15 protein-coding genes and 1 pseudogene are annotated in these 20,755 nt (G+C 74.0%); 2 read left to right on the top strand and 14 right to left on the bottom strand.

Annotation, left to right across the window (positions count from 1 at the left end; translation table 11 throughout):
* Nucleotides 1-97: pseudogene (locus SCWH03_RS29490) on the top strand (SigE family RNA polymerase sigma factor); the annotation flags it as partial.
* 554 nt (nucleotides 98-651) lie between these two features.
* Complete coding sequence (locus SCWH03_RS27975; protein WP_254077089.1) at nucleotides 652-1,659, top strand: hypothetical protein; 1,008 nt, start codon at nucleotides 652-654, stop codon at nucleotides 1,657-1,659.
* A 446-nt stretch (nucleotides 1,660-2,105) separates the two neighbouring features.
* Here SCWH03_RS27975 and SCWH03_RS27970 read toward each other — a convergent pair whose 3' ends face one another.
* From SCWH03_RS27970 to SCWH03_RS27905, 14 genes are all read right to left on the bottom strand, one after another.
* Nucleotides 2,106-2,855, bottom strand: coding sequence for an SURF1 family protein (locus tag SCWH03_RS27970; protein ID WP_173267666.1), 750 nt, complete (start codon nucleotides 2,853-2,855; stop codon nucleotides 2,106-2,108).
* Between the two features lie 364 nt (nucleotides 2,856-3,219).
* A complete protein-coding gene (locus SCWH03_RS27965) occupies nucleotides 3,220-5,073 on the bottom strand; it encodes a S9 family peptidase (RefSeq protein ID WP_173267664.1) in 1,854 nt (617 codons plus the stop codon).
* Nucleotides 5,074-5,330: 257 nt separating this feature from the next.
* Nucleotides 5,331-6,023, bottom strand: a complete 693-nt coding sequence (locus SCWH03_RS27960; protein WP_173267662.1) for a class F sortase — start codon at nucleotides 6,021-6,023, stop codon at nucleotides 5,331-5,333.
* Nucleotides 6,024-6,088: 65 nt separating this feature from the next.
* Nucleotides 6,089-6,583: a hypothetical protein gene (locus SCWH03_RS27955; RefSeq protein WP_173267660.1), complete on the bottom strand. Its 495-nt coding sequence runs from the start codon at nucleotides 6,581-6,583 to the stop codon at nucleotides 6,089-6,091.
* A 448-nt stretch (nucleotides 6,584-7,031) separates the two neighbouring features.
* Entirely contained in the window at nucleotides 7,032-8,303 is a 1,272-nt protein-coding gene (locus SCWH03_RS27950; RefSeq protein WP_173267658.1) for a TIGR02679 family protein, read from the bottom strand.
* Nucleotides 8,300-12,754 carry a TIGR02680 family protein gene (locus tag SCWH03_RS27945; RefSeq protein ID WP_254077088.1) on the bottom strand — a complete coding sequence of 1,485 codons (4,455 nt, stop codon included), beginning with the start codon at nucleotides 12,752-12,754 and terminating at the stop codon, nucleotides 8,300-8,302. Before SCWH03_RS27945 ends, SCWH03_RS27950 begins: the two co-directional genes overlap by 4 nt.
* Nucleotides 12,748-14,073 (bottom strand): TIGR02678 family protein, encoded by a 1,326-nt coding sequence (locus SCWH03_RS27940; protein ID WP_173267655.1) that lies wholly within the window; start codon nucleotides 14,071-14,073, stop codon nucleotides 12,748-12,750. Before SCWH03_RS27940 ends, SCWH03_RS27945 begins: the two co-directional genes overlap by 7 nt.
* A complete protein-coding gene (locus SCWH03_RS27935; RefSeq protein ID WP_254077087.1) occupies nucleotides 14,070-15,905 on the bottom strand; it encodes a TIGR02677 family protein in 1,836 nt (611 codons plus the stop codon). The genes SCWH03_RS27940 and SCWH03_RS27935 overlap by 4 nt, the downstream gene beginning before the upstream one ends.
* A 237-nt stretch (nucleotides 15,906-16,142) precedes the next feature.
* Nucleotides 16,143-16,430 (bottom strand): hypothetical protein, encoded by a 288-nt coding sequence (locus SCWH03_RS27930; protein WP_173267653.1) that lies wholly within the window; start codon nucleotides 16,428-16,430, stop codon nucleotides 16,143-16,145.
* 9 nt (nucleotides 16,431-16,439) lie between these two features.
* Nucleotides 16,440-17,198: a thioesterase II family protein gene (locus SCWH03_RS27925; RefSeq protein WP_173267651.1), complete on the bottom strand. Its 759-nt coding sequence runs from the start codon at nucleotides 17,196-17,198 to the stop codon at nucleotides 16,440-16,442.
* Nucleotides 17,195-17,980, bottom strand: a complete 786-nt coding sequence (locus SCWH03_RS27920) for an FkbM family methyltransferase (RefSeq protein ID WP_254077086.1) — start codon at nucleotides 17,978-17,980, stop codon at nucleotides 17,195-17,197. The genes SCWH03_RS27925 and SCWH03_RS27920 overlap by 4 nt, the downstream gene beginning before the upstream one ends.
* A 14-nt stretch (nucleotides 17,981-17,994) precedes the next feature.
* Nucleotides 17,995-19,200 carry a cytochrome P450 gene (locus SCWH03_RS27915; protein ID WP_173267647.1) on the bottom strand — a complete coding sequence of 402 codons (1,206 nt, stop codon included), beginning with the start codon at nucleotides 19,198-19,200 and terminating at the stop codon, nucleotides 17,995-17,997.
* A gap of 141 nt (nucleotides 19,201-19,341) precedes the next feature.
* A complete protein-coding gene (locus tag SCWH03_RS27910) occupies nucleotides 19,342-19,944 on the bottom strand; it encodes a histidine phosphatase family protein (protein ID WP_173267645.1) in 603 nt (200 codons plus the stop codon).
* Nucleotides 19,945-19,953: 9 nt separating this feature from the next.
* Nucleotides 19,954-20,598 carry a transcriptional regulator gene (locus SCWH03_RS27905; protein ID WP_254077085.1) on the bottom strand — a complete coding sequence of 215 codons (645 nt, stop codon included), beginning with the start codon at nucleotides 20,596-20,598 and terminating at the stop codon, nucleotides 19,954-19,956.
* Nucleotides 20,599-20,755 lie beyond the last annotated feature (157 nt).

Below are 20,755 nucleotides of genomic sequence, written 5' to 3'. Positions count from 1 at the left end.
GGTCGCCAAGACGCTCGGTATATCGCTCGGCTCGGTGAAGGCGTACGGTTCACGCGGCATCGCGGCGCTCCGCGTCGCCATGGGGGCCACGGCATGACCGAGCACGAACACGGGTGGGGCCGGTGGCAGGACCCCGCAGGGACGGTCCGGCGGCGGCCGGGCGCCGCGCGGGGCACGTCCGGTGACACGCCGGACGAGGAGCACACGACGGGGCTTTACGGGCCGGACGGGCCGTTGGACGACCGGACTGGGAAAGAGACTGTGAACGACGGGCCGCGGAACGGAACGGACGACCAGGGGTTCGGTGGGGACACTCCCCGGGGCGGCACGCGCCCCGGCCCTGACACCCCTCTCGGCGACCTGCCCGGCCGGGACGGGCTGCTGCGCGACCTTCCGGGCGGGCCGGCCCAGGACCGCCCGGCTCCGGCCGGACACAGCCACGGCCGCGCACACCGCCCGCACGGTGAAGGCCGGGGCGGGCGCGGTGGAGACCTCGGCCCGCATGGCGGAGGCCGGGGTGGGCGCGGGGAGGACCGCCCCGGTGGGGAGGGCCTGAGCGGCCACGGCGCTCCGGGCGGTTCCGGCGACCAGACGGCCTCCCGCGCCCCGGGTGCCACGGCATCCGCCGCCGATGTCACGGCATCCGCCGCCGTGCCCGATGTCTCGGGCGCGGACGGCCTCGGTGACGACGAACTGGCACTACGGCAGCTGCTCCAGGGTGCCGTCGGCGATCTCCAACCCACCGACGGTGCCCTGGAGCAGCTCCGCCGCGCCGTTCCCGCGCGGCGCGCCCGCAAGCGCCAGGCGCTCGTGGGCGTGGCGGCGTCGGTGATCCTGCTCGGCACCGCCGTGCCCGCCTTCGTCCATGTGGCAGGCTCGGACGGGCTCGACCACCGCCCGGTGACCGCCGGGCACGGAGAGCAGGCCCAGGGCGGCACCGGCGAGGAGGAGCTTCTCGACGGCGGGCAGGCGTCGAACGGCGATCCCGCCGGGCGCCAGCCGAGCCTCCCGGGCGCGCCGAGCACCGCACGGCAGTCCACCGCCCCGGGCGCCGCCGAGACCGAGGGCACGCCGGACAGCGCGGAGAGCGCGTCACCCGGCAGCACCGTCGCCTCGACGCCTGCCTGCGAGGCCGGACAACTCGGTGTGGACGCGGCGCAGGCCGACGCTCCCGACGCGGACGGCACGGTGTACGGCATGTTCCGCATCGCCAACGTCTCCGCGAGCGACTGCACGATCGGCGCGTCGGGCGCGGTGACCTTCCGTACGGCCGGTGCCGCGGACTCCGCGACGATCAGCGTGGTGACGCACACCACAGGGGACCCGGCGAGTGGACTGCCCGACCCGTCCCGGGAAGTCGGCGCCATGGTGCTCAAGCCCGAGGCCGGATACGAGGTCAGGTTCGCCTTCGTCCCCTCGGAGACCTGCCCCACGGCCGGTTCCTCGCCCGAACCCGCGTCCACGGACGGCGCGTCGGGCGCCACCGACGGCAGTGGGGCCCTCTCGGCCACCGAACCCCAGCTCGACGACGGGGCCATGGCGGACGGCAGCGTCCTGGTGGTCTACACCCCCGAGCCGGGCGCACCTCATGCGGAGGCCACGGTCACCAACGTCTGCGCGGGCACCGTCTACCGCACCGGGCTGCTCAACCCCTCATGACGGCCGTGGGCCGTGGGCCGTGGGCCGGTGAGGTCCGCGTCCGGTGCGTCCGGTGCCTCCGGTGCGTGCGGGCGGCGTCGTAGGTCCTGCGCCCGGAAGCGGTGGGGGCCGGCCGCCTTCGGTGAGCCGTCCGGTCGGCGCGCTCACCCGTCCGGACACCGCGGCAGCGCCGGGAGGTCCGCGGGCCCTGTGGGCTGCTCCGGCGGAGTCCGGGTTCCACCGTTTCGCGGGCGGGACGCAGTGGCCGGTGCCGGCGGCCACGCCGGGGTGTGCCGCCGGTTCGCTGCGGTCGGCGGTGGTCGCCCCTCGGCGCCGGGTGCGGCGGGTTCGTGGCCGCTGTGCGGTGGCGGGTGCTGTCTCCCCGGCTCGCCGGTTCGTGGCCGCTGTGTGGCCGGTGTGTGGGGGAGGAGCGCAGGGGCGGGTCATACGAGCCCCGTACCGCCGGGTCACACCCGGTCGAGCCCCAGCGCCTGGTCCTGGGCGGTCTCCGCCTCGCGGCGTACGAAGCGGAACCACATGAACAGCACGAAACCCGCGAAGGCGAACCACTCCAGCGTGTAGCCGAGGTTCTGGAACGCCTTGAGGTCGAGCCCGCTCCCCTGTGGCGCGGCTGCGGGCACCGGGCGCATCCCCTCGGGCGCGGTGGTGAGCGTGATCCACGCGTCGTACACGTCGTCCGGTACGAGGTTCACCAACGAGGCGGCGCTGATCATGCCCAGCTGACCGCTCGGGAGCCCGCCCGCCGTCTGCACCCCCTCGCTGCTCTGGGTCTCCGAGGCCTGCAGCGCCCCGGTGACCGTCACCTCACCCGCCGGAGCGGGCGGTGCCGTCGCTCCGGCGGGCAGCCAGCCCCGCACCACCGGCAGGGCCCTGCCGGTGTCGGTGTGGAGCAGCGTCAGGACGTACGAACCCGGTCGGCCCTCCAGCTCCCGGCCCGGCACGGTGAACTGCTCGCCGTACCGGCCGGCGGCCGTGGCGAGCCGCCCCGAGGTGCTCTGGTCCACCGGCAGCAGCTCGGCGAGCGGTGCGGCGGGCTGCGGACCCGCTTCCGTGCGCTGCTCGGCGGCCCGGTGGGTGTCGACGCGATCCTCGAACCTGCCGAGCTGCCAGGTCCCCATGAAGACGCAGAAGGGGATCGCCAGCGCGACGAAGAGATTGATCCCCCACCAGCGGGGCGTCAGCAGGAACCGGTACACGCCTCCACGGTACGGAACGCACCGCCTTCCCCCTCTCCCGGGTCCCCCGATCGGGTACCCTCGCTTGCCGCTTGCCGCTTGCCGCTTGCCGACGGCGGCCCGCCGCCGGGAGCGGTGCCGCCCGGCTGCCGCGGTCGCCCTGTCTCCGTGCCGGCCGGGCTTTCGATGTCGTCAGGGCTCGGGTGCCGTCCGACTCACCGTGCGCCAGGACTCCGGTTTCGTCGGAACTCCCGGCGCCCACCTGCCTCCGGGTTGTCCTGCCCCGGGTTGTCCTGCCCCGGGTTGTCCTGCTCCCGGGTCGTCTGGTGCCCGGCTCCGCTGCCCCCGGTCGTCAGCGGCCCGTGCCGCAAGGGTCCCGTGGCCGCTACCGCAGGTGCCTCTCCACGAAGTCCAGCTCCAGCCGTACCTGCTTGATCCGCTCCTCCACCACCAGTGAGCCGTGGCCCGCGTCGTACCGGTACACCTCGTGGACCGCGCCGCGCGCCGCGAGGCGGTCCACGTAGTTCTCCACCTGGCGGATCGGGCAGCGCGGGTCGTTGACCCCGGCCGAGATGTAGACCGGAGCCGTGACCTCGTCCACATACGTCAGCGGGGACGAGGCCCGGTAGCGCTCCGGTACCTCCTCCGGCGTGCCGCCCAGCAGCGTGCGGTCCATCGCCTTCAGAGCCTCCATCTCGTCGTGGTAGGCCGTGACGTAGTCCGCGACGGGCACCGCCGCCAGGCCGAGGGCCCAGGAACCGGGTTGGGTGCCCAGGCCGAGCAGCGTCAGATAGCCGCCCCACGAGCCGCCCGTGAGAACCAGCCTCGCCGGATCGGCCAAGCCGGAGGCCACGGCCCACTCGCGGACCGCCGCGATGTCCTCCAGCTCGATCAGCCCGACACGGTGCTTCAACGCGTCCGTCCACGCCCGCCCGTAACCGGTCGAGCCCCGGTAGTTGACCCGGACCACCGCATAGCCGTGGTCCACCCAGGCCGCCGGGGCGGCCGCGAACGCGTCGCTGTCGTGCCAGGTGGGACCGCCGTGGATGTCGAAGACGGTCGGGAACGGCCCCTCTCCCCGGGGCCGCTGCACCAGAGCGTGGATGGGGCCGCCGGGGCCCTCCACCCACACGTCCTCCACTCCCACCGAGCCCGGCGCCTTCATCCCCGGTGGGTCCAGCACCTCCCGCCCCGCCGTGGAGCGGACCTTCGGCGGTTGCGCGGCGGACGACCACAGGTACTCCACCGTGCCATCCGGCCTGGCCGTCGCGCCCGAGACCGTCCCCGCCGGGGTCTCCACCCGGGTCAGCTCACGGGTGGCCGGGTCGAACCGCCACAGCTCGCTGCGCGCCTCGAAGCTGTGCGCGACGAGCAGCGCAGAGCCGTCCGGGTACCACTCCGCGCTCACGTCGCCCGGCAGGTCGAGCGCCAGATCGGTCTCCTCGCCCGATGCCACGTCCCACAGCATGGGCTCCCAGCGCCCCCGCCGCTGGTGGCCCACCAGCAGCCGGGTGTCACCGTGCACCGGGGCGAAGCCGAGGACCTCCAGCCCCAGCTCCTCCGTGCCGCCCTTGGTGTCGTCCAGCTCGCCCACCGTCGTCCCGTCCAGCCGGACGATCCGCAGCGCCGAGTGCATCGCGTCGCCGTGCTCGGTGTGCGCCAGCGCGAGCAGCGTCCCGTCATGGGAGAGGCCGCCGACGCCCGCGGACTCCCGGTGGCGGTAGATCTCCACCGGCCCACCGCCGGGCCGCGTCACATGGATCGTCGTCCCGTCCTCGTCGGTGGAACGGCCCACCACGGCCGTCCCGTCCCTGCCGAGGGCGAGGCCCGCGCCGTACGAGGGTGCGAGGCCCGGCATGGCCGGTTCGTCAGGTCCGCCGCCGAAGGGCTGCCGCATCCAGACGCCGTACTCGTCGCCGTCCGTGTCCGCGAACCACCAGATCCATGCGCCGTCGGGAGTGAGTATCCCGTCCGTCGTCCCGTTCGGCCGGTCGGTCACCTGGCGCTGCTCGCCGGTGGCGCGGTCCCACGCGTACAGCTCGTACGTCCCCGTCGCGTTCGAGACGAAGAGGGCACGGTGCGGGGCGTCCTCCGCCCAGTCGGGCAGCGAGACCCGGGGCGCGCGGAACCGCTGCTCCCAGGTCGGCATGTCCGCGGACCCGCCCGCACGGCCCGCGGGCGGGTCCGCGGGAGCGGCTGCGGGCGCGTCGGACGCCGTGGATTCGGTGATCTCAGTCATGCCCCCATTCTGCGCCGCGGCGCAGACAATCCGGTCGCTCCCTCCGCGACCTGTGGACAACCTCCGGGACATGGATCCGAGGCGCGCGGGAGGGACGCGCGACCGGAGGCAGAAAGGGGAGGGGCCGAGGCGGCGGGAGGCCGGGCTCACGGACGGGGGAAGCGGCGGGAGGCCGCGCTCACGGCGGGCGGGCCTGGCCGGACGCCGCGCTCACGGCGGGAGGGGTGACGGGAGAGCGCACTCACGAGGGAGGGGGCTCAGGCGATGCGCTTCAGCGTCGCGTAGACGACGAGATTGCCGAGATAGCCCGTCCTCTTGGTGTAGCCCCCGCCGCAGGTGATGATGCGCAGCTGGGGAACGGTGGTGCCGGCGTACACCTTCGTGCTGGGGAAGGAGTGCTTGGGATACACCTCGACCGCGTCCACGGTGAAGTGCGCCGTGCGCCCGTCGAGCCGGGTGACCTGGATGGCGCTGCCCTTGGTGAGCGCGCCGAGACGGTAGAAGACGGCGCGGCCGGTCGGGGTGTCGACATGGCCCGCCACGACGGCCGCACCGACCTCCCCCGGTGCGGGCCCTCGGGAGTACCAGCCCGCGAGCTGCGCGCTGTCGACCGGCGGTACCTCCAGCACACCGTTCTTCCCCAGTGCCAGGTTGATCATCGGGGTGTCCACGCCGATGGCCGGGATGCGCAGCCGCACCGGGACGGAGCGCGGCCGGGTGCCGGGTGGCGACTTGGCCGCCTTGCCGGGGGTCGGGGCGGCGAGCCGGGTCGGGGCGGCCGGCCCGCGGGAGGGCGCCGCACTCGGCGCCGGGACGGTGAAGGCCTGGGCGGCGGACGGCTGGGGAGCCGTCTCGCCGCGCAGTCCGTGCATCAGCAGGCCGATGCCGACCAGCAGCATCACGCCGAAGAACCTCATCGGCGTGAGGAGAGGGGAACGTCTGCGTCCCATAGCGGTCCGGGCTCCGGTCTCGATGACGGAGGTGGCGGGTCCCGTGGGCCGGCGCCGGGGGACGCTCAGGCCGCCGAACCGCTGCCGCGCCGGCGCCGCAGTGTGAGGAGACCGCCCGCGGTCGCGGTGAGGACGAGCGCGGCTCCGATGGCCAACTCCGTGCTGTTCATCCCGCCGCCGCCGCCGAATCCGCCACTCACCGCGCCGTTCGGGCGGCCGGCGACCTCGAACTCGGAGTTGACGAGGACCCCGGGAGGGCACTTGACCGTGATGTCGTACGTCCCTTCCTTCGCGTTGTCCGGCACGGTGAACGTGCCCTCCAGCGCCCCGGCGCGGCTGCCCTCCACCAGGTTGATCTGACCCCCGACCTCGGCCTGCCCCTTGGCATAGGTCGCCTCCGGGTCGCAGGCCCCCTCCGTGCTGACGGTGATGGTCGAGCCCGGGTAACCCACCTCGGGACTGACCGTGACCTCGGACCCTTCGGCGACTGCCGCGGGAGCCGAGGTGCCGAGTGCGGCCAGGGCCAGGGCACTGCCGGCGAGAAGACGTGCGGTACGCATGTTCACCACCCTCCGAGTGGCGCGGGCCAGGACTCGGTGTCCCGACGATGACGCCGCGCTTCAGGGGGACAGGCAACCAGCTCTTGTGATCAAACGACCGCAGCGAAATGGCCCGGTGATTCCGGGCCCATGGGGTGCCGTGGCATTCCCACAGGTCGCGGCGGCCCCAATACGCCCAAGGGCGGAATCTCGAAACGCCCTGGCGAACGGGTGGCGACACGCGCGTCGTGCATGCGATACGCGATACGCGACACGCGCCTCGCGCCGGATACGCGCAGATCGTGCAGGCGGCGCCGGGGACGCGCGGCGCGGGGGCCGTCGGCGTTCCGTACGGCCGGCGCCCGCCCCCTGCGTGCTGCACCGGGGCAGGTTCCCTGCGGCGCCCGCCCCCTGCGTGCTGCACCGGGGCGCGTTCCCTGCGGCGCCCGCCCCGTGCCCCGGGGCGCTCCTACCCCCGACCCGACAGATCGCCCACCAGGAGGTCGAGGGTGGCCTCCTCGTGGAGCGCGACCCCGAGAGCGGTCATGGCGGGGGCGAGACCTGCGTCCCAGGCCGCCTCGACGGGCCGGCCGTCGAGCGGCAGCCGGGGGATCCCCGCGCTCCGGCCGCGGGCGGCCAGGTTTTCGTAGTCCCGGGCGCCCATGCGCCACGGCCGGGCCCCGTAGCGGCTGATCATCCGGTTCGCCAGCGCGATGCCCGGCCAGTCGAAGTCCCCGTGGTACGCGAAGCGGCAGCCGGTGGCGGCGAGGGCGTCGAGGAGGGTGAGGACCACCGTGGCGGCGCTGCCGGACGTGCACACCAGGGGGCGGAGGCAGGCGGCGTCCGCCGCGGCCTCCACCACGCGCGGGTTCTCGCAGATGTGGACCACCGCCCCGGCGGGCAGCCGCAGCCGCAGGGCGTGCAGATCGCGCGGCGTGAGATGGGCCTCGGCATGATGGTCGGCCCGCTCCCGCAGGGCCCGCTCCCGCCAGCCTCCGCCGACGGGCCGCAGCCCGTAGGCCAGGACGGTGCCGGAGACCTCGTCCGGTGTGACGGACACCAGCCGCCACAGGGCGCGCCGGCCGGCGGCGTCGCCGGGGAGGTCGGTGCCGTGGGCGAGGGCGATACCGCGTTGGACCAGGCGCGCCAGCCAGGTGCCGTCGTCCAGGCCGTGGGCGGATCCGGTGGCCAGGGCGGCGAGGTCCCCCCGGCCCCGGGGGCCGTCCCGTCCGGGGCCGAGCAGCAGGGTGAGGACCCGCACCGCCTGCCGGAGCGTGTCTACCGCCGCGTCAGGTGCCACCCCTCTCGGTACGCCGGTCCGGCGGAGCAGTTCGTACCACTGGCCGGTCCACTCCTGGCCGGCGAGCGGGGAGGCGTCCAGCGCCGAGGCCAGCGACGACCAGATGTGCGCGCGCTGTGCCGCGATGCCCGCGCGGACGGCACGGCGGTCGGTGAGCGGAGGGCCGAGCTCCGCCACGGTGTCCCCCAGCCCGAGCCCGGCCGCCGAGGCGCGCAGACGCCGGTCGAGCACATCGAGGCGCACCGTCACCGCGGCACCCGTGACGGGCCTGCCCAGCAGCAGCGACAGGTCGTTGCGCTCCCGGGCGCTCACCGAGGTCAGCCGGAGGGAACCGGTGGCCTGCACGCCGTTGCTCTCCAGGCGCTTGCGTACCGCCTCCCAGAGCCTGGCGAGCCCGGGACCGGCGAGCCAGTCCCGGGCCGCCTCGGGCAGCCTGCTCATACGGACACCAGACGCCGCTGCCGGCCGTTCCAGGCGTAGTGCAGGGTGGCCACCCCGCGCACATGGGGATCGCGGAGGCATTCGTAGATGTGCAGCGACGGCACTTCGGGCCAGTTGCCCATGAGCCGCTCGCTGGTGAGGACGAAGTCGAGATCGAGATCGACGAGGATGCGCCCAAGCCGCCCGTGGGTCGGTTCGTCGACCTTGGCGAAGGCATCGTCGAGCAGGATCAGCCGCGGCGCGTGCGGTGCCGACTCGGCGAGGCTCGTGAAGTGGGCGGCGGCCGCGGCGAAGAGCACCAGGTAGGAGAGCACCCGCTGCTCGCCCTGGCTGAGCCCGGTGCGGCCGGTCAGTTTCCGTCTGCGGCCCGGGGCGGCGTCGTCGACCACGAAGGCGTGGAAGCGGAACCAGTCGCGGTAGTCCAGCGCGGTCCGCAGATGGGCGGCGTAACCGGCGGAGGGATCGGCCCGCCGGGCGTCCTCGATCCGGCGTTGCAGCACCTCGCGGAGCCGCTCGGTCTGCTCACGGGTGCGCAGGCCGGAGGGGCTGCGCAGCAGCTCCACGGCCGCCCGCACGTCGGCGTCCACGTCCTCGTCCAGCTTCCACAGCAGCTCCACGCCCAGGCCGTGGGAGGTGCGCACGGTCCGGAGCGTGCCGTTGAGGGCCGCGACCAGGTTCGCCGCGGTGATGACCTGGGCCGAGAGGTGGTCGCCGAGTTCACCGGTCAGGAACCGCTGGAACACGTCGCGTTCCCGCTCGGTGAGCCGCCCCCGGGCCTCCGCGGCCTCGACGGCGATCCGCTCGCCCACGGCCGCGACATCGTGGGAGCCGTGGTCGTCGATCAGCCGGCACACCTTGATCCCGTCGCGCTCCTCCAGCTGCGCGTCGTAGCCGCCGGCCAGCTGGTCGCGCAGTTCGGTGTGCCGGTTGAGCAGGGTGCTGTCGGACACCTCGCCCTTCGAGGGGCCGAGGGCCTGCTCCACGGCGTCGGCCAGCGACCGCAGTGCCCGCAGCCGGCTGCGGACGTGCGAGCCGGGATCGTCGACCACGTCCTCGGGCAGCGAGGACCGGTCCAGGCCCGCGCCGCGCACCACCTCCGGCCGGCCGAGCGCGCCGCGCAGGGTGCCGCCGCAGGCGATGACCGCCCCCTCCTGGTCCGCCAGGAACCCGCGCAGGCGCTTCTCGTCCTCCTCCGCGCGCACCCGCAGGTCGTGGAGGTCGTCCCGGGCACGCTGCGCCGCCGGGACGGCCTGGGCGGCGTGCGCGATACGCCGTCTGGTCTCCCGCTCGCGGGCGAGGAGCTCCTCCTCGGTCGCCCCGATGGCCTCCTCGCGGGTGCGCAGGTCCTGCTCGGCGGTGCGCAGGCCGGCGAGGTGGAGCCGGTAGCCCTCCTCCGCGGCCAGGCGGTCCTCCCGGGCGCGTTCGTACCTCTCGGCGTCGGCCTGCTGGGCGCCGAGCCGCTCACCCGTGCCGCCGACCGCCCTGCGGAGATGCCCGACGCCGGTGAGCAGGGCGGACAGCGCGGTACGTACGCGCTCCAGGCAGACGGGGTCGCCGGGCAGGTCGTGGGCGGTGGCGGTGGATTCCGCCTCGGCGCGTGCGGCCACGGCGAGCGCGCGGGCGTCCTCGGCCAGCCGTGCCGCGCCGGCCGCCTTGGCGGACAGTTCGCCCAGCGTCCGCTCACCGGAATCGACCCTGCTCCAGGCGTCGGCGAGAGCCCGTGCCCGAGGGAAGTCCTGCTCCGCGAGCCGGAGGGCCCGGCGCCGGGCATCGGCCTCGGCGAGTTCCCGGCGGGCTTCGGCCAGCCGCCGTTCCGCCTGCGTGAGCCGCTCCGCCAGCTCGGCGAGGATGCGCCGCCGGGTCTCGGCGCGTACGGCGGCCCCCACGTACTCGGCGTCACTTTTGTGGTGCCGCCCGCTGAGGACGCCCACGCGCCAGCTTCCGTCGTAGTACACCGTGTCGTGCGCCGTGTCGTGCGCCGTGTCGTGCACCGCTTCGTGTTCGTGCGCCGCTTCGTGCGCCGCGTGGTGCGCCGTGTCCTGCGCCGTCGTCCGCCCGGGCCCGGCCGGAGCCAGCGCGATGGCGGCAAGCAGCTGCTCCACCCGCTCGGACGTGACCCCGCACCCGGGCTGCGGCGAGGGGCGCAGCGCCGTGGCGAGCGTCGGCCCTTCCGGCAGCGCGAGGCCGGGACGCAGCAGGGTGTCGCACGCGCCGGGGTCGGCCGGAACGCCGTCCGCGCCGACCCAGGCGTCCAGGATCCCCCCGGCCTCCAGCGCCGCCTCCAGACCGGCCCGCTGGGCGGGGCTCAGATCATCGGCGAAGTCCACCAGCCGGTAGAACGGCGCTCCGGTGCCCGGCGCCCTCCCGGCGGCCCGGTGGTGGGGGACCGGCGGCTCCGGATCGGTACGCCGCTCCCAGCCGCGCTTCTCACCCGACAGCCGGTCGAGATCCTCGCCGAGCCGGCCCACGGCGAGGGCCAGGGTGTCGCGGCGACGGGTGAGCTCCTCGCCGTACGGCTCCAGTGCGGCATGGGCGACCTGCCACGCCTGGCCGTCGATGCCGGACGGCAGCGTACGGTCGGCGAACGGGACATCGGCGGAACTCTCGCAGGCGACCATGGTGAGGACGGCGTCCAGCGGCGGGCAGGCGTGCCCGGCGGAGGTACGCGTGCGGTCCGCCCACTCGGCCACCCGGCGGGCATAGGCGGCGCTCTCCCCGGCGACCTCCCGCCGGTCGGCCTCGAGACGGCCCGCGGCCTCCTCCGCCTCGCCTTCCAGCCGCTCCCGCTCGGCGTCGGCGTGCGCCGCCCGGCCGAGGGACTCCTGGGCGCGCGCGGTGAGGCGGGCCACCTCCTGGACCATCCGGGCCCGGTTGCGCACGACCGTCTCGGCGTCCGCCAACTGCCCCTGCCAGGACAGCAGCCCGTCCCGCACCGCGTCCGTGTCCACCCGGACGGCCGAGGGCCGCCGCACGGTGCGGGTCTCCCCGTCCGGACCGGTCAGCAGCGTCTCGACGGCCTGGGAGCGGACCGTGCGGGGCAGGGCGACCGCCTCGCCGAGATGACCGGTGGGAAGCCCGGCCTTCTCCGCCTGCGTCAGCAGTTCCCGGTGCTCGGTACCCAGTTCGGCGAGCCGCCCGCCGAGGTGTTCGACACCGTCGGCCAGCCGCTCCGCCGCGCCCTCCTCCGCACCGTGCGCGGTGCCGAGGCCGGTGAACGCGGCGACGGCGGCGGTGCGCAGCGCCTCGACCGTGCCGCGGCGCTCGGACAGTTCGCGCAGGCTGCGGAAGGCGTGGCCGGCGTGCAGGGCGGCGAGGTCGGTCCTGGCGGCCTCCTCCTCCTCGCGCAGGGTCTCCAGCCGGGCCTGCGACTCCTCCTCCTGCGTCCGCAGCTCGCCGGTCCGCTGCGCGGCGTCCCCGGCCGCCCGGCGACGCTGCCCGAGGACCGCCAGCTCCCGGCCCACCGCCTGCGCGGAGCCGCGCAGGACTCCGGACAGGTAGCCGCGGTAGCCGGCGAGGAAGGTGCGCAGCGCCGTGTCGGTGCGCTCCAGGCGGCCGAGTTCGTCGCGTACGGCGTCCAGGTCATGGAGGTTGCGCGCGACCTTCTCGACCACCTCCTCGTCGAGTCCCGGGAGGGTCTCGCTCAGGAGCAGGGCCAGTCCGCCGTGCTCGATCCGGTCCCCGACCGTGGGCCGCCGCAGCCGGTGGAGGAGCTGGGTGAGGTTGCGGTAGCGGGTCGCGTCCGTGATGCCGAACAGCTCCCGGGCCACCCGTGAGCGGTGCAGCACCGCGCGGTCGGTGACGCCGTCCGGGCCGATGATCTCCCTGAGCCGGTCGACCGGCAGCGGCTTCCCGCCTTCGACCAGGTGCAGGTCCTCACCGACGCGCAGCGGGGTGACGAAGAACGTCGGCAGCGCCTTCTGCGTCGACTTCGACGCGCGGACGGCGGCGCCGAGCGTGAGGTGGCGGCGGTCGCCGTCCTCGGCCGTGGCGCGGAACTCCACCCACAGGTAGCCGAGGCGGTTCGTCTGCGTGAAGCCGTCCAGCATCAGCCAGGCGAGGGTGGTCCGGCCGGTGCCCGTCGCGTCGAGCGCCCGCGAGTCGCCGTCCAGCAGATACGGCAGCAGCATCTCCAGGGCCTTGGACTTGCTCGCGCCGTTCTTGCCGCGCAGCAGCAGCCGTCCGTCGCCGAAGGCGAACTCCTGCTCGTCGTACTGCCAGACGTTCTGGATCCCGGCGCGGTGCAGCCGGAAGCGGGTGCCGGCGGCCGTCGCGGGCCCCGCAGCCGTCGCGGGCCCGGCGGTCGTCGCGGGCCCGGCGGTCGTCGCGGTTCCTGCGGTTCCTGCGGTGGTCGTCGCAGGGCCCGTCGTCGACGCGGTGCCGGCGGTCCCGGCGGTGGTCGCGGGGCCGGAACGCGGCAGTGGGACGAGCCCACGCCCATCGGTGGTCACCACGGCAACTCCTCCTGGACTTCGATGCTCTTGCCTGCTGCCGCGGCCGGGCGGACGGTCACGCGGGTGGCGTAGCGTGCTGCCACGGCCGTCAGGACCCAGCCCTCGCCGCCGGGACGTGCCCCGCGCACAGCGGTCACCGTGCGCCCCTCCGGCACCTCTTCTCCGTACCCCTCCGGCAGGCCCGCCCCCTCGGCCCGCAGCCGGCCGCCGCGGGCCATCAGCCCCATGCGGGCCAGCAGGTCCAGCACGGCCTCCCGCAGGGCCGGGACGTCCTCCAGATAGCCGCGCTGCCAGTTGCTGCGCTTCCCGTACTCGGCGACCAGCCCGGCCAGCAACTCGTCCACCAGGCCGTCGGGGACGGCCACACCGATCACCAGCGTCCCCCCGGCCGCCGGGTGTCCGGGCTCCCGCGGCCGAAGGCGCTCCACGAGCCGTTCCACCAGCAGCAGCGCGGCCTGCGCCACCGTCCCCGTACCGGGCAGGTGCAGATCCGTCAGCTCGTCCTCGGGGTCCACCAGAGCCACGCCCTCGGCGCGGATCTCCATCTCCAGGCCGAGTAGTTCGGAGAACGCCTGCGCCTCCCGGCGCTGCCGGGTGCGCAGCCAGTCGCGTTCGGCGTCGGTCAGCTCGTCGAGATGGACGACGGGCGTCTCCACGAGCATCCGGCGCACATAGGCGCGAGAACCGCCGAACCCCGGGTCCGCTGCCCGCCGCACCAGGTCGGCCCCGTCCCGGGCCTGGGCGAGCGGGCCGGCGACGACCGCGCGGGCCCGCTCGCGGTCCACGGTGATCAGGGCCTCGCCGCCCGCGTCCTGCGCGAGCGCGGCCACCTGGCCCTCGGTCTCGATGAGGACGCCCCACTCGACGAGCTGCCGCAGGGCCGCGACCAGGGTCCGCTTCCCGGCAGCCCTGCCCGTCTCCTCCAGCTCGATCTCCGCGTCGGCCGCGGCGGCCCTGATATCGGCCACCAGCTGTGACAGCAGCAGCTGTTCGGGGGCGGTCACCAGTACGGACAGGGCCAGCGCGAGGCAGGCGTACGTGTGCGGGCTGAACGGGGTGCCGGTGGAGCGCTCCAGCCGGTGGCCCGCGCCCGCCCCGAGCCCCGCCTTGAACAGCCGGGCGTAGGAGCTGTCGACCAGCAGGCGGTAGCCGAGCACCTGCTGGAACCGCTTGCCCAGCCAGTCGGCGTGCCTGCGGATCAGCGGGAAGAGGTCGGCGTGCGGGCCGTCCGAGGTGACCAGCGGATGGGCGAGCAGCAGCCGGGCGGCGGAGCGGCGCTCGGCCGCCAGGGCGACGTCGTGTGTCGAGGGGAGGGTCATGACACGCTCGCCCTCGCGGTGTCGGCGGCGGTGCGGGCGGCGGCGGGGGCTGCGGTGTCGGCGGGGGCGTCGGCGGCGGTGTCGGACGAGGAGGCGCGGCTGACGTCCAACTCCAGGTCCTCCAGCAGCAGGTCGCCGTCGACCGAGTGCAGCACGCACCGCGCACCCGCCGTGCGTCGCACGGTGAGCCGGACGTCCAGTTCGGCGTCCGCGCTGTGCGCCCGGTCGAGGGCGAACTCCGTCACACCCCCTCCGCCGACATGCCCGTCCCCGTCCCCGTACCCGTACCCGTCAACATGCCCGTCCCCGTGCCCGTCCCCGTCTCCGTCCCCGTGCCCATGCCCATCCAGATCCCCGCTCCCGTCCGCGCCCGCGCGGCGTCGGAGCTGCGCGTTCCCCAGTGCGGTGGCCAGCAGCTCCAGAAGCAGCCCCAGCGCCTCCGAGGTGAGGCGCACCTCCGCGAACCGGCCGGACGCGCTGCGCAGTTCGCCCGCAGCAGCCGCCCTGGCCGCCGCCCGCTGACGGGCCGCCTCCCGCAGCCTCCGCTTCTGCGCCGAGTGGTCCTCCACCGCGGACGCCCGGCCCCGCTGGGCGCGGCTGCCCCTTTCCCGCAGGGCCACCGGAACCTCGACCACCGGGCCGGTCCACCAGCTCGTGTAGGCGGGGACCACCTCGTCGGCGGCCGGGGGTATGCCCAGATGGCGGGCGCCGTACAGCCCGAAGGCGGCGACGGCGATGTCGTGCGCGTCCTGCGGGGCCGCCGTGTCGAACCACCGGGCCAGCCGCAGCAGATCCCTGCGCCGGGACATCTCCCCGGTGGCGGACCGCAGCATCCGCTTGGCGTTGGCGAGCAGTGACTGCAACGCGCGGAGGGTGGCGTCCCGCAGCTGGTCGACCTGGCTGCCGTCGCCGTGGGTGTCGCTGAACCAGCCGCGCAGGCCCTCCCAGTCGGCGTACTCCCGCCCGCGGCTGCGCTGGACCCGTGTCTCCGGTCGGCCGTCGCCCCCCGGCGACAGCCCGGTCAGCCCCTGTGCGTGGGTGTCCAGCCGGGCCAGCAGACCCGGGACATGCGGCCACAGCGTGTCCAGCTCGGCCGAGATCCGGGGCGCACGGAACGACACATCCTCCGTGATCGCCTCGACGTAGTCGAGGAGCAGCTGCTTGAAGCCCTGGTACTCGGCGCTGTCCAGGTCGTACCGGGCCAGGACCTGGCCGAGGTAGGCGTAGAAGTCCCGGATGGAGTCGGCGAACTCGGAGAACTGCACGAACAGCGTGCTGACCCGCTCCAGCCCGTCCTGCGGTTCGATACCGCCCGGCGCCGTCACGAGTTCCGCCAGCTCCCCGAGTCCCCGCTCGACCAGGGCGAGCAGCTCATTGCTCACCTCCCGGGCCGCGTCCGCCTCGGCGAGGACGCCGTCGGCGTCCCGCTGGATGCGCCCGCCCAGCTTCGACAGCTGGTAGCGCGCGCGGGACCGCTGGTACTCGCTGATGCTGGACGCCTTCACGGTGTGGCTGCTGCGCAGCAGGTTCCCCCACCGCACCAGCTGCTCCAGCCGGGCCGTGAGGACGTCGGCGTCCAGCCCGGCCGCCGGGCCGGCGTCCTCGCGCAGCTTGGCCAGGACGTCCGGGACGGCCAGGTCCGCCAGGAGGGTTCCGCAGAAGACCCGCATGATCGCGAGGTGCTCCAGCCGCTCGGGCGCGCTGAGGTAGCTGTACGCGTCCAGCCGGCGGCGTGCTTCGCTCCGCGCGTCCGGCGCTGCGGTGTCACGTACTGCGGCTGCGGCGCTCTGCCCTGCGGTGTCCTGCGATGCGCCCGGGGCGGGTGGTTCCATGCCTGCGAGGTTACGCGGCGCGTTCGGCCGCCACCGAGGGTGGCCGAAAATGCCCGGGCTTCCGCCCGGCCGTTGGGGGCGGTGTGGGGACATCCACGCGAGGGAAGGGGCCGAACGGCGAGCGGTGGAGTTCCGCTGGGAGGCGGCCGGTCCGCGCTGACCGGCTTTCCGCCCAACGGTGCCCAACGGTGGCCAACGGTGGCCGAGGAACCCTCATGGCCGGTGTGTCCAGGCCGGTCAGCGGTATGCCGCAGAAGACCCGCGTGATCGCGATGTGCTCCGCGGGTCGGCCAGGGTCGTGCGGGGCGTGTCCGGCTCGCGGGCGTTCAGCACCGCGGCGGTCACGAGCTTGTCGACCTGCGCACGCACCCGGAGCGCTTCGAGCAGCAGGTCGCCGGGTGGGCGCTGCCCGTCGTCCAGGGTCGGGACGAGCCTCAGGGCGCCGTCGACGACGTCGCGTGCCCGGTCGGAAAGGACGAGCCGGGCCAAGGCGGCCGGGGTGTTCGGGCCAGCTTCGTTGGACACGTCGCGATGCTACCGGCCGAGGCGGTCCTGGCTGGTCCGCGCGCAGTCGGCGGCCACCTCCCGGCAGACGTCGGCCGGGCTGTCGTGCAGGAAGAAGTGGTTTCCGGGGAAGACGCGTACCCGGGCCTGGGGAGCGAAGGCCCGCCAGCCGTCCAGCACCTCGATCGGCACCGACCCGTCCGACGCCCCGCCGTAGACCGAGACCGGCGACGACAGCGGTCGCGGGAAGGCGGGTTCGTAGCGCTCGATCAGGTCCAGGTCGTTGCGCAGCTGGGTCAGCAGCTGCGGGCCGAACTCCGGATCGCTCAGGATCTCCTCGGGCGTGCCACCGAGCCGCCGTACATACTGGGCCATGCCTGTGTCGGAGGCGGTGAGCACACCCGGAGGGAAGCCGCGCGGGTAGCCGGGTGGAGCCGCGGCGCAGAGTACGACCCGCTCCGGGGCCGAGCCGCTGACCTGCTCCTCGATCCACCGGGCCGTCTCCGCGGCGATCAACGCGCCGAGGCTGTGTCCCAGCAGCACCCAGGGTTCCGGGAGGTCCCGCAGCTCCGCGGCGAGCGTGTCGGCCCGGGACTCGATGCTGGTCCGCCGGCCGTTCGCGCCGGCCGCGTCCTCCCAGTGCACGGCCCGGACCGCCAGGCCGGCCGCGGCGGCGACCCGGGCCCACCCCCGAAAGGCCACCACGCTGCCACCGGCGTGCGGTACGCAGACCAGCGTGCGGGTGGTGCCCGGGCCGACGGCCCCCAGTGTCACCAGCGACGCCGTCACGACCGGTCTCCGTACACCTCGTAGAGCTCCGTTCCGTTCAGGCTCGGATCCTGCCGGGTCTCGGGCGACAGGCCCGCCGCGCGGAGCAGGTCGCAGAACTCGGCAAGGCGTTGCTCCTCGTCGTGCACCTCGGCGACGACGGCGTCGATCCGGGACCAGTCGGCCGGGGCGACGCCGCGCAGGACGTCCAGTTCCGCGCGCTCCACGTCGACCTTCAGCAACGCCACCCGCCCGATGCCGTGCTCGCGGAGCAGGCCGGAGACCGTCGTGACCGGGACCTCAAGGCTGTGGCCGTCGTGCAGCCCCTCGATGAGCAGGTCGATGGATTCGTCGTCGATGCCGCCGTTGCGCATGAAGGTCCTGGTGAGGGCGTCGTCCGCCTGCCGGTCCGCGTACAGGCCGGAGTTGCCCGGCGCGTCCGGATAGTAGGTGAGCTGCTGAGTGCCCGCCGTGGCCGCCACTGCGGTGCGCACGGCCACGCCGCCGGGAACGTACCGGTCGAGATTCGCCCGGAGGCAGTCGAACGTGTCGGGCACTGGTTCGGCCGCGATCACCCGTAGGCCCGGGTTCTCGGCGGCGAAGGCGATCGACACGAGTCCGACGTTCGCTCCGATGTCGAGCACCGTGTCGCCCGGCCGCAGCCCGCGCGACGCGCGCCGGTAGAAGCCGTCGCCGCTGATCTCGCGCCACATCAGCGACGCCTCGGCCGGACGGGTGCACCGCACGAGTCGGCCGTCCGGCAGCCGTAGTCGGCGGCGCTCGGTGGTGGGCGAGCCTGTCATTGTCATCGCTCCGTTCAGGCCGCGGCGAGCCGTACGGGAACCGAGTCGTAACCCCGGATCAGGATCGAGCGCGTACGGCGTGGCAGTTCGGTCAGCTCCGCCCCGCTCACGCGCCGGAGCAGTTCGTCGAAGAAGACCGTGAGTTCGGACGTGGCCAGCGCGGAGCCGAGGCAGTAGTGCGGGCCGGCCGCGAAGGCGACATGCGGGTTCGGGTGCCGGGTGATGTCGAAACGATCGGGATCGGCGAACACCTCAGGGTCGCGGTTGCCGGCCGCCAGCCACAGGGCGACCGGGTCCCCCGGGTGCAGTGCGTACTCCCCGATCTCGGTCGCCACGACCGCCGTCCGCAGCACGTGCATCGCCGGGCTGGTGAACCGGAGGACCTCCTGAACGGCGCCGGGCAGCAGCCCGGGGTCGTCGCGGAGCATCGCCCACTGCGCGGGATTCTGGATCAGGGCCAGCAGCCCCCCGATCGTGGCGTGCCGGGTCGTCTCGTTGCCGCCGGAGATGAGGCCGTCGCAGTTGAGGAAGATCTCCTCGTCGGTCAGCCCGGTGCCGTCGATGACGCCGTTCACCAGCGCGGTGACCACGTCCTCCCCGGGCTCGCGGCGACGGCGACGGACCAGGTCCTCGTAGTACGACAGGATGTCGGCGTGCGCCTCGGCCATCGCGAACTCGTCGGCCTGGTCCGACCCGAACGCCACCATGGTCCGGTCCAGCATGAAGTCCCAGTCCTCCGGCGGAACGCCCAGCATGTCGCAGATGACCGAGAGCGGCAGGCGCGCGGCAACGGTGGTGAAGTCGCACTCTCCCTCCTCGATCGCCCGGTCGACGGCGGCGGCGGCCGTGGCGCGCATGTTCTCTTCGAGACGGCTCACCATGCGCGGCGTAAAAACCGAGTTGACGATGCGCCGGATCCTGCCGTGCCGCGGCGGGTCCGTGATGATCAGCATCTTTCCGGCCGCGGCCGAGGTGGCGGCCGGGTTCTGGTCCAGCCGCATCCCCCGCTCGGAGGAGAATCCCCTGGCGTTCTTCAGCACCTGGGAGATCAGCGGATGCGAGAGCACGGCATGGAACCGGCGTCCCTCGTACGTGCCTTCGTGAACGGGCGCCGCGGCGTGCATCCGCCGCCACAGGTCTTCCGGGTTCCCCTGCTGGTAGAGCTCCGGATCGCAGAGTTCGTTGGCGTAGGTCGTGGAAGCGTGCTGGCCGTGAGGCATACGAATTGATCTCCCGGACCGAAGAGGGTCATCCGATGATGTCTCCGGTACGCCTCCGGCACACCCCCAGAGTTCCGCCCCGCGGACGCCGCGAATCTCTGGGGTGGACCCGGGACGACCCCGGGTCGCGGCAGCCGCCCCTCACGGTCGTGCGGCCGCCCGGAATCCGGTCCAGCGCAGGTCGCCCGGCAGGTGGCTCATGTCGTTGAACATCACCAGGGTGGGCGACAGACCGGCCCGGTACTCGATCACCGTGAGCCCTGTGTTCGCGCTGTCCAGGCCGAGCCATCGGGTCGGCGGGGCCTCCAGCGCGTCCCGTACCAGCCAGGCGATCGGGTATGCGTGCGTGACCAGCACCTCGTGCGAGTCAGGCTCGGTGCGCTCGGGGGCCCTGGTGAACCGCGCCACCAGGGCTTCGGCGGCCCGCTTGCCCGACGCGGCCTCAGCCTCCTCGAAGCCGTCGAAGAAACCGGCCCAGGCCTGGGGCATTTCGGCCGCGTTCGGTACGTAGGGCACATGGTCGATGAGTTCGTCGGCCTCGGCCACGGGCACGCCCGGCAGGTGTCTGCCGATCTCGCGCGCGCTCGCGGCGGCGCGGGGCAGAACCGAGTGCCACACAGCGTTGATCGGCAGCCCTGATAACCGCTCGCCGAGCAGGTCCGCCTGCTTGTACCCCGTGTCGGTGAGCTCGCCGAAAGCGTCCGCCGAGCCATGACGTGCCAGATAGAGATATCGAGTAGCCACGGAACGAACCTACCGGGTTCCCGGTTCCGCGCCGCGGGGAATTCCGAGGGTCGACAGCAGATCCTCGTGAAGCTCCATCCAGACCGCATGGCACGAGGGGACACCGACCCCGGCCACCCACTGCCCCTCTCCCGCACGGGCGCGGGCCAGGGCGGCGGAGAACCGCTCGCCGTAGCCGCCGAACCGGGCGAGCGCGTCGGACAGCCCGCAGACCAGTTGGGTCAACCCGCCGCCGAGCACCGTGAGTTCGTCCAGCACGCGGGCGTCCCACGCCGGGTCGCTGTGGTCGTTGGACGCCAGCCGATCGCTCTCGGTGGGCCGCAACTGCCAGTCGGTGCACGCCTGCACCAGCCGTCCGTTCAGGATCTCGAACGCCTTGTGCGCCTGCTCGACGGCGGCCCGGGCGCCGGCTTCCTCCAGTTCCTCCGCCAGTTTCCGGGTGTCCTCGTCACGTCCGCGCTCGGTGAGCGTCCAGCCGCTGGTGCCCCCGAACGCGACGTGTGTCACCCACCCGTAGGCTTCGAAGTCCGGCAGCAGTTCACAGACCGTGTCATGGTCGATGCCGGTGCGCCGGGAGACCGCCGTGTCGTTGGCCACCCCGGTCACCCTTACGGCGTGCAGGACAAGTAAATCCGGTGATGAAGCGTGCGTCATGGCAGTGAGCATTCAGGCTCGTGCTCGCGACGCGGAAGATTTCAAGTCCAATGAGACGGTTGTGATGCTATGAGGTTTGTGGTGCGGGTTCCCTGCGCTTGGCCGGGTCGTTGATCCAAGCGGTCTGGGGTATCTGGGGTGGTCGGGGGCGTCGGCC

This window comes from Streptomyces pacificus (genome assembly GCF_011766325.1).
Lineage (GTDB): Bacteria > Actinomycetota > Actinomycetes > Streptomycetales > Streptomycetaceae > Streptomyces > Streptomyces pacificus.
This window is presented reverse-complemented; position numbering and strand designations above follow the sequence as displayed.

Bases quoted from the DNA above. Each gene is read 5' to 3' on its own strand.
- SCWH03_RS27965 (WP_173267664.1), bottom strand. From the start codon at position 5,073: ATGACTGAGATCACCGAATCCACGGCGTCCGACGCGCCCGCAGCCGCT.
- SCWH03_RS27960 (WP_173267662.1), bottom strand. From the start codon at position 6,023: ATGGGACGCAGACGTTCCCCTCTCCTCACGCCGATGAGGTTCTTCGGC.
- SCWH03_RS27955 (WP_173267660.1), bottom strand. From the start codon at position 6,583: ATGCGTACCGCACGTCTTCTCGCCGGCAGTGCCCTGGCCCTGGCCGCA.
- SCWH03_RS27950 (WP_173267658.1), bottom strand. From the start codon at position 8,303: ATGAGCAGGCTGCCCGAGGCGGCCCGGGACTGGCTCGCCGGTCCCGGG.
- SCWH03_RS27940 (WP_173267655.1), bottom strand. From the start codon at position 14,073: ATGACCCTCCCCTCGACACACGACGTCGCCCTGGCGGCCGAGCGCCGC.
- SCWH03_RS27935 (WP_254077087.1), bottom strand. From the start codon at position 15,905: ATGGAACCACCCGCCCCGGGCGCATCGCAGGACACCGCAGGGCAGAGC.
- SCWH03_RS27920 (WP_254077086.1), bottom strand. From the start codon at position 17,980: ATGACAGGCTCGCCCACCACCGAGCGCCGCCGACTACGGCTGCCGGAC.
- SCWH03_RS27915 (WP_173267647.1), bottom strand. From the start codon at position 19,200: ATGCCTCACGGCCAGCACGCTTCCACGACCTACGCCAACGAACTCTGC.
- SCWH03_RS27905 (WP_254077085.1), bottom strand. From the start codon at position 20,598: ATGACGCACGCTTCATCACCGGATTTACTTGTCCTGCACGCCGTAAGG.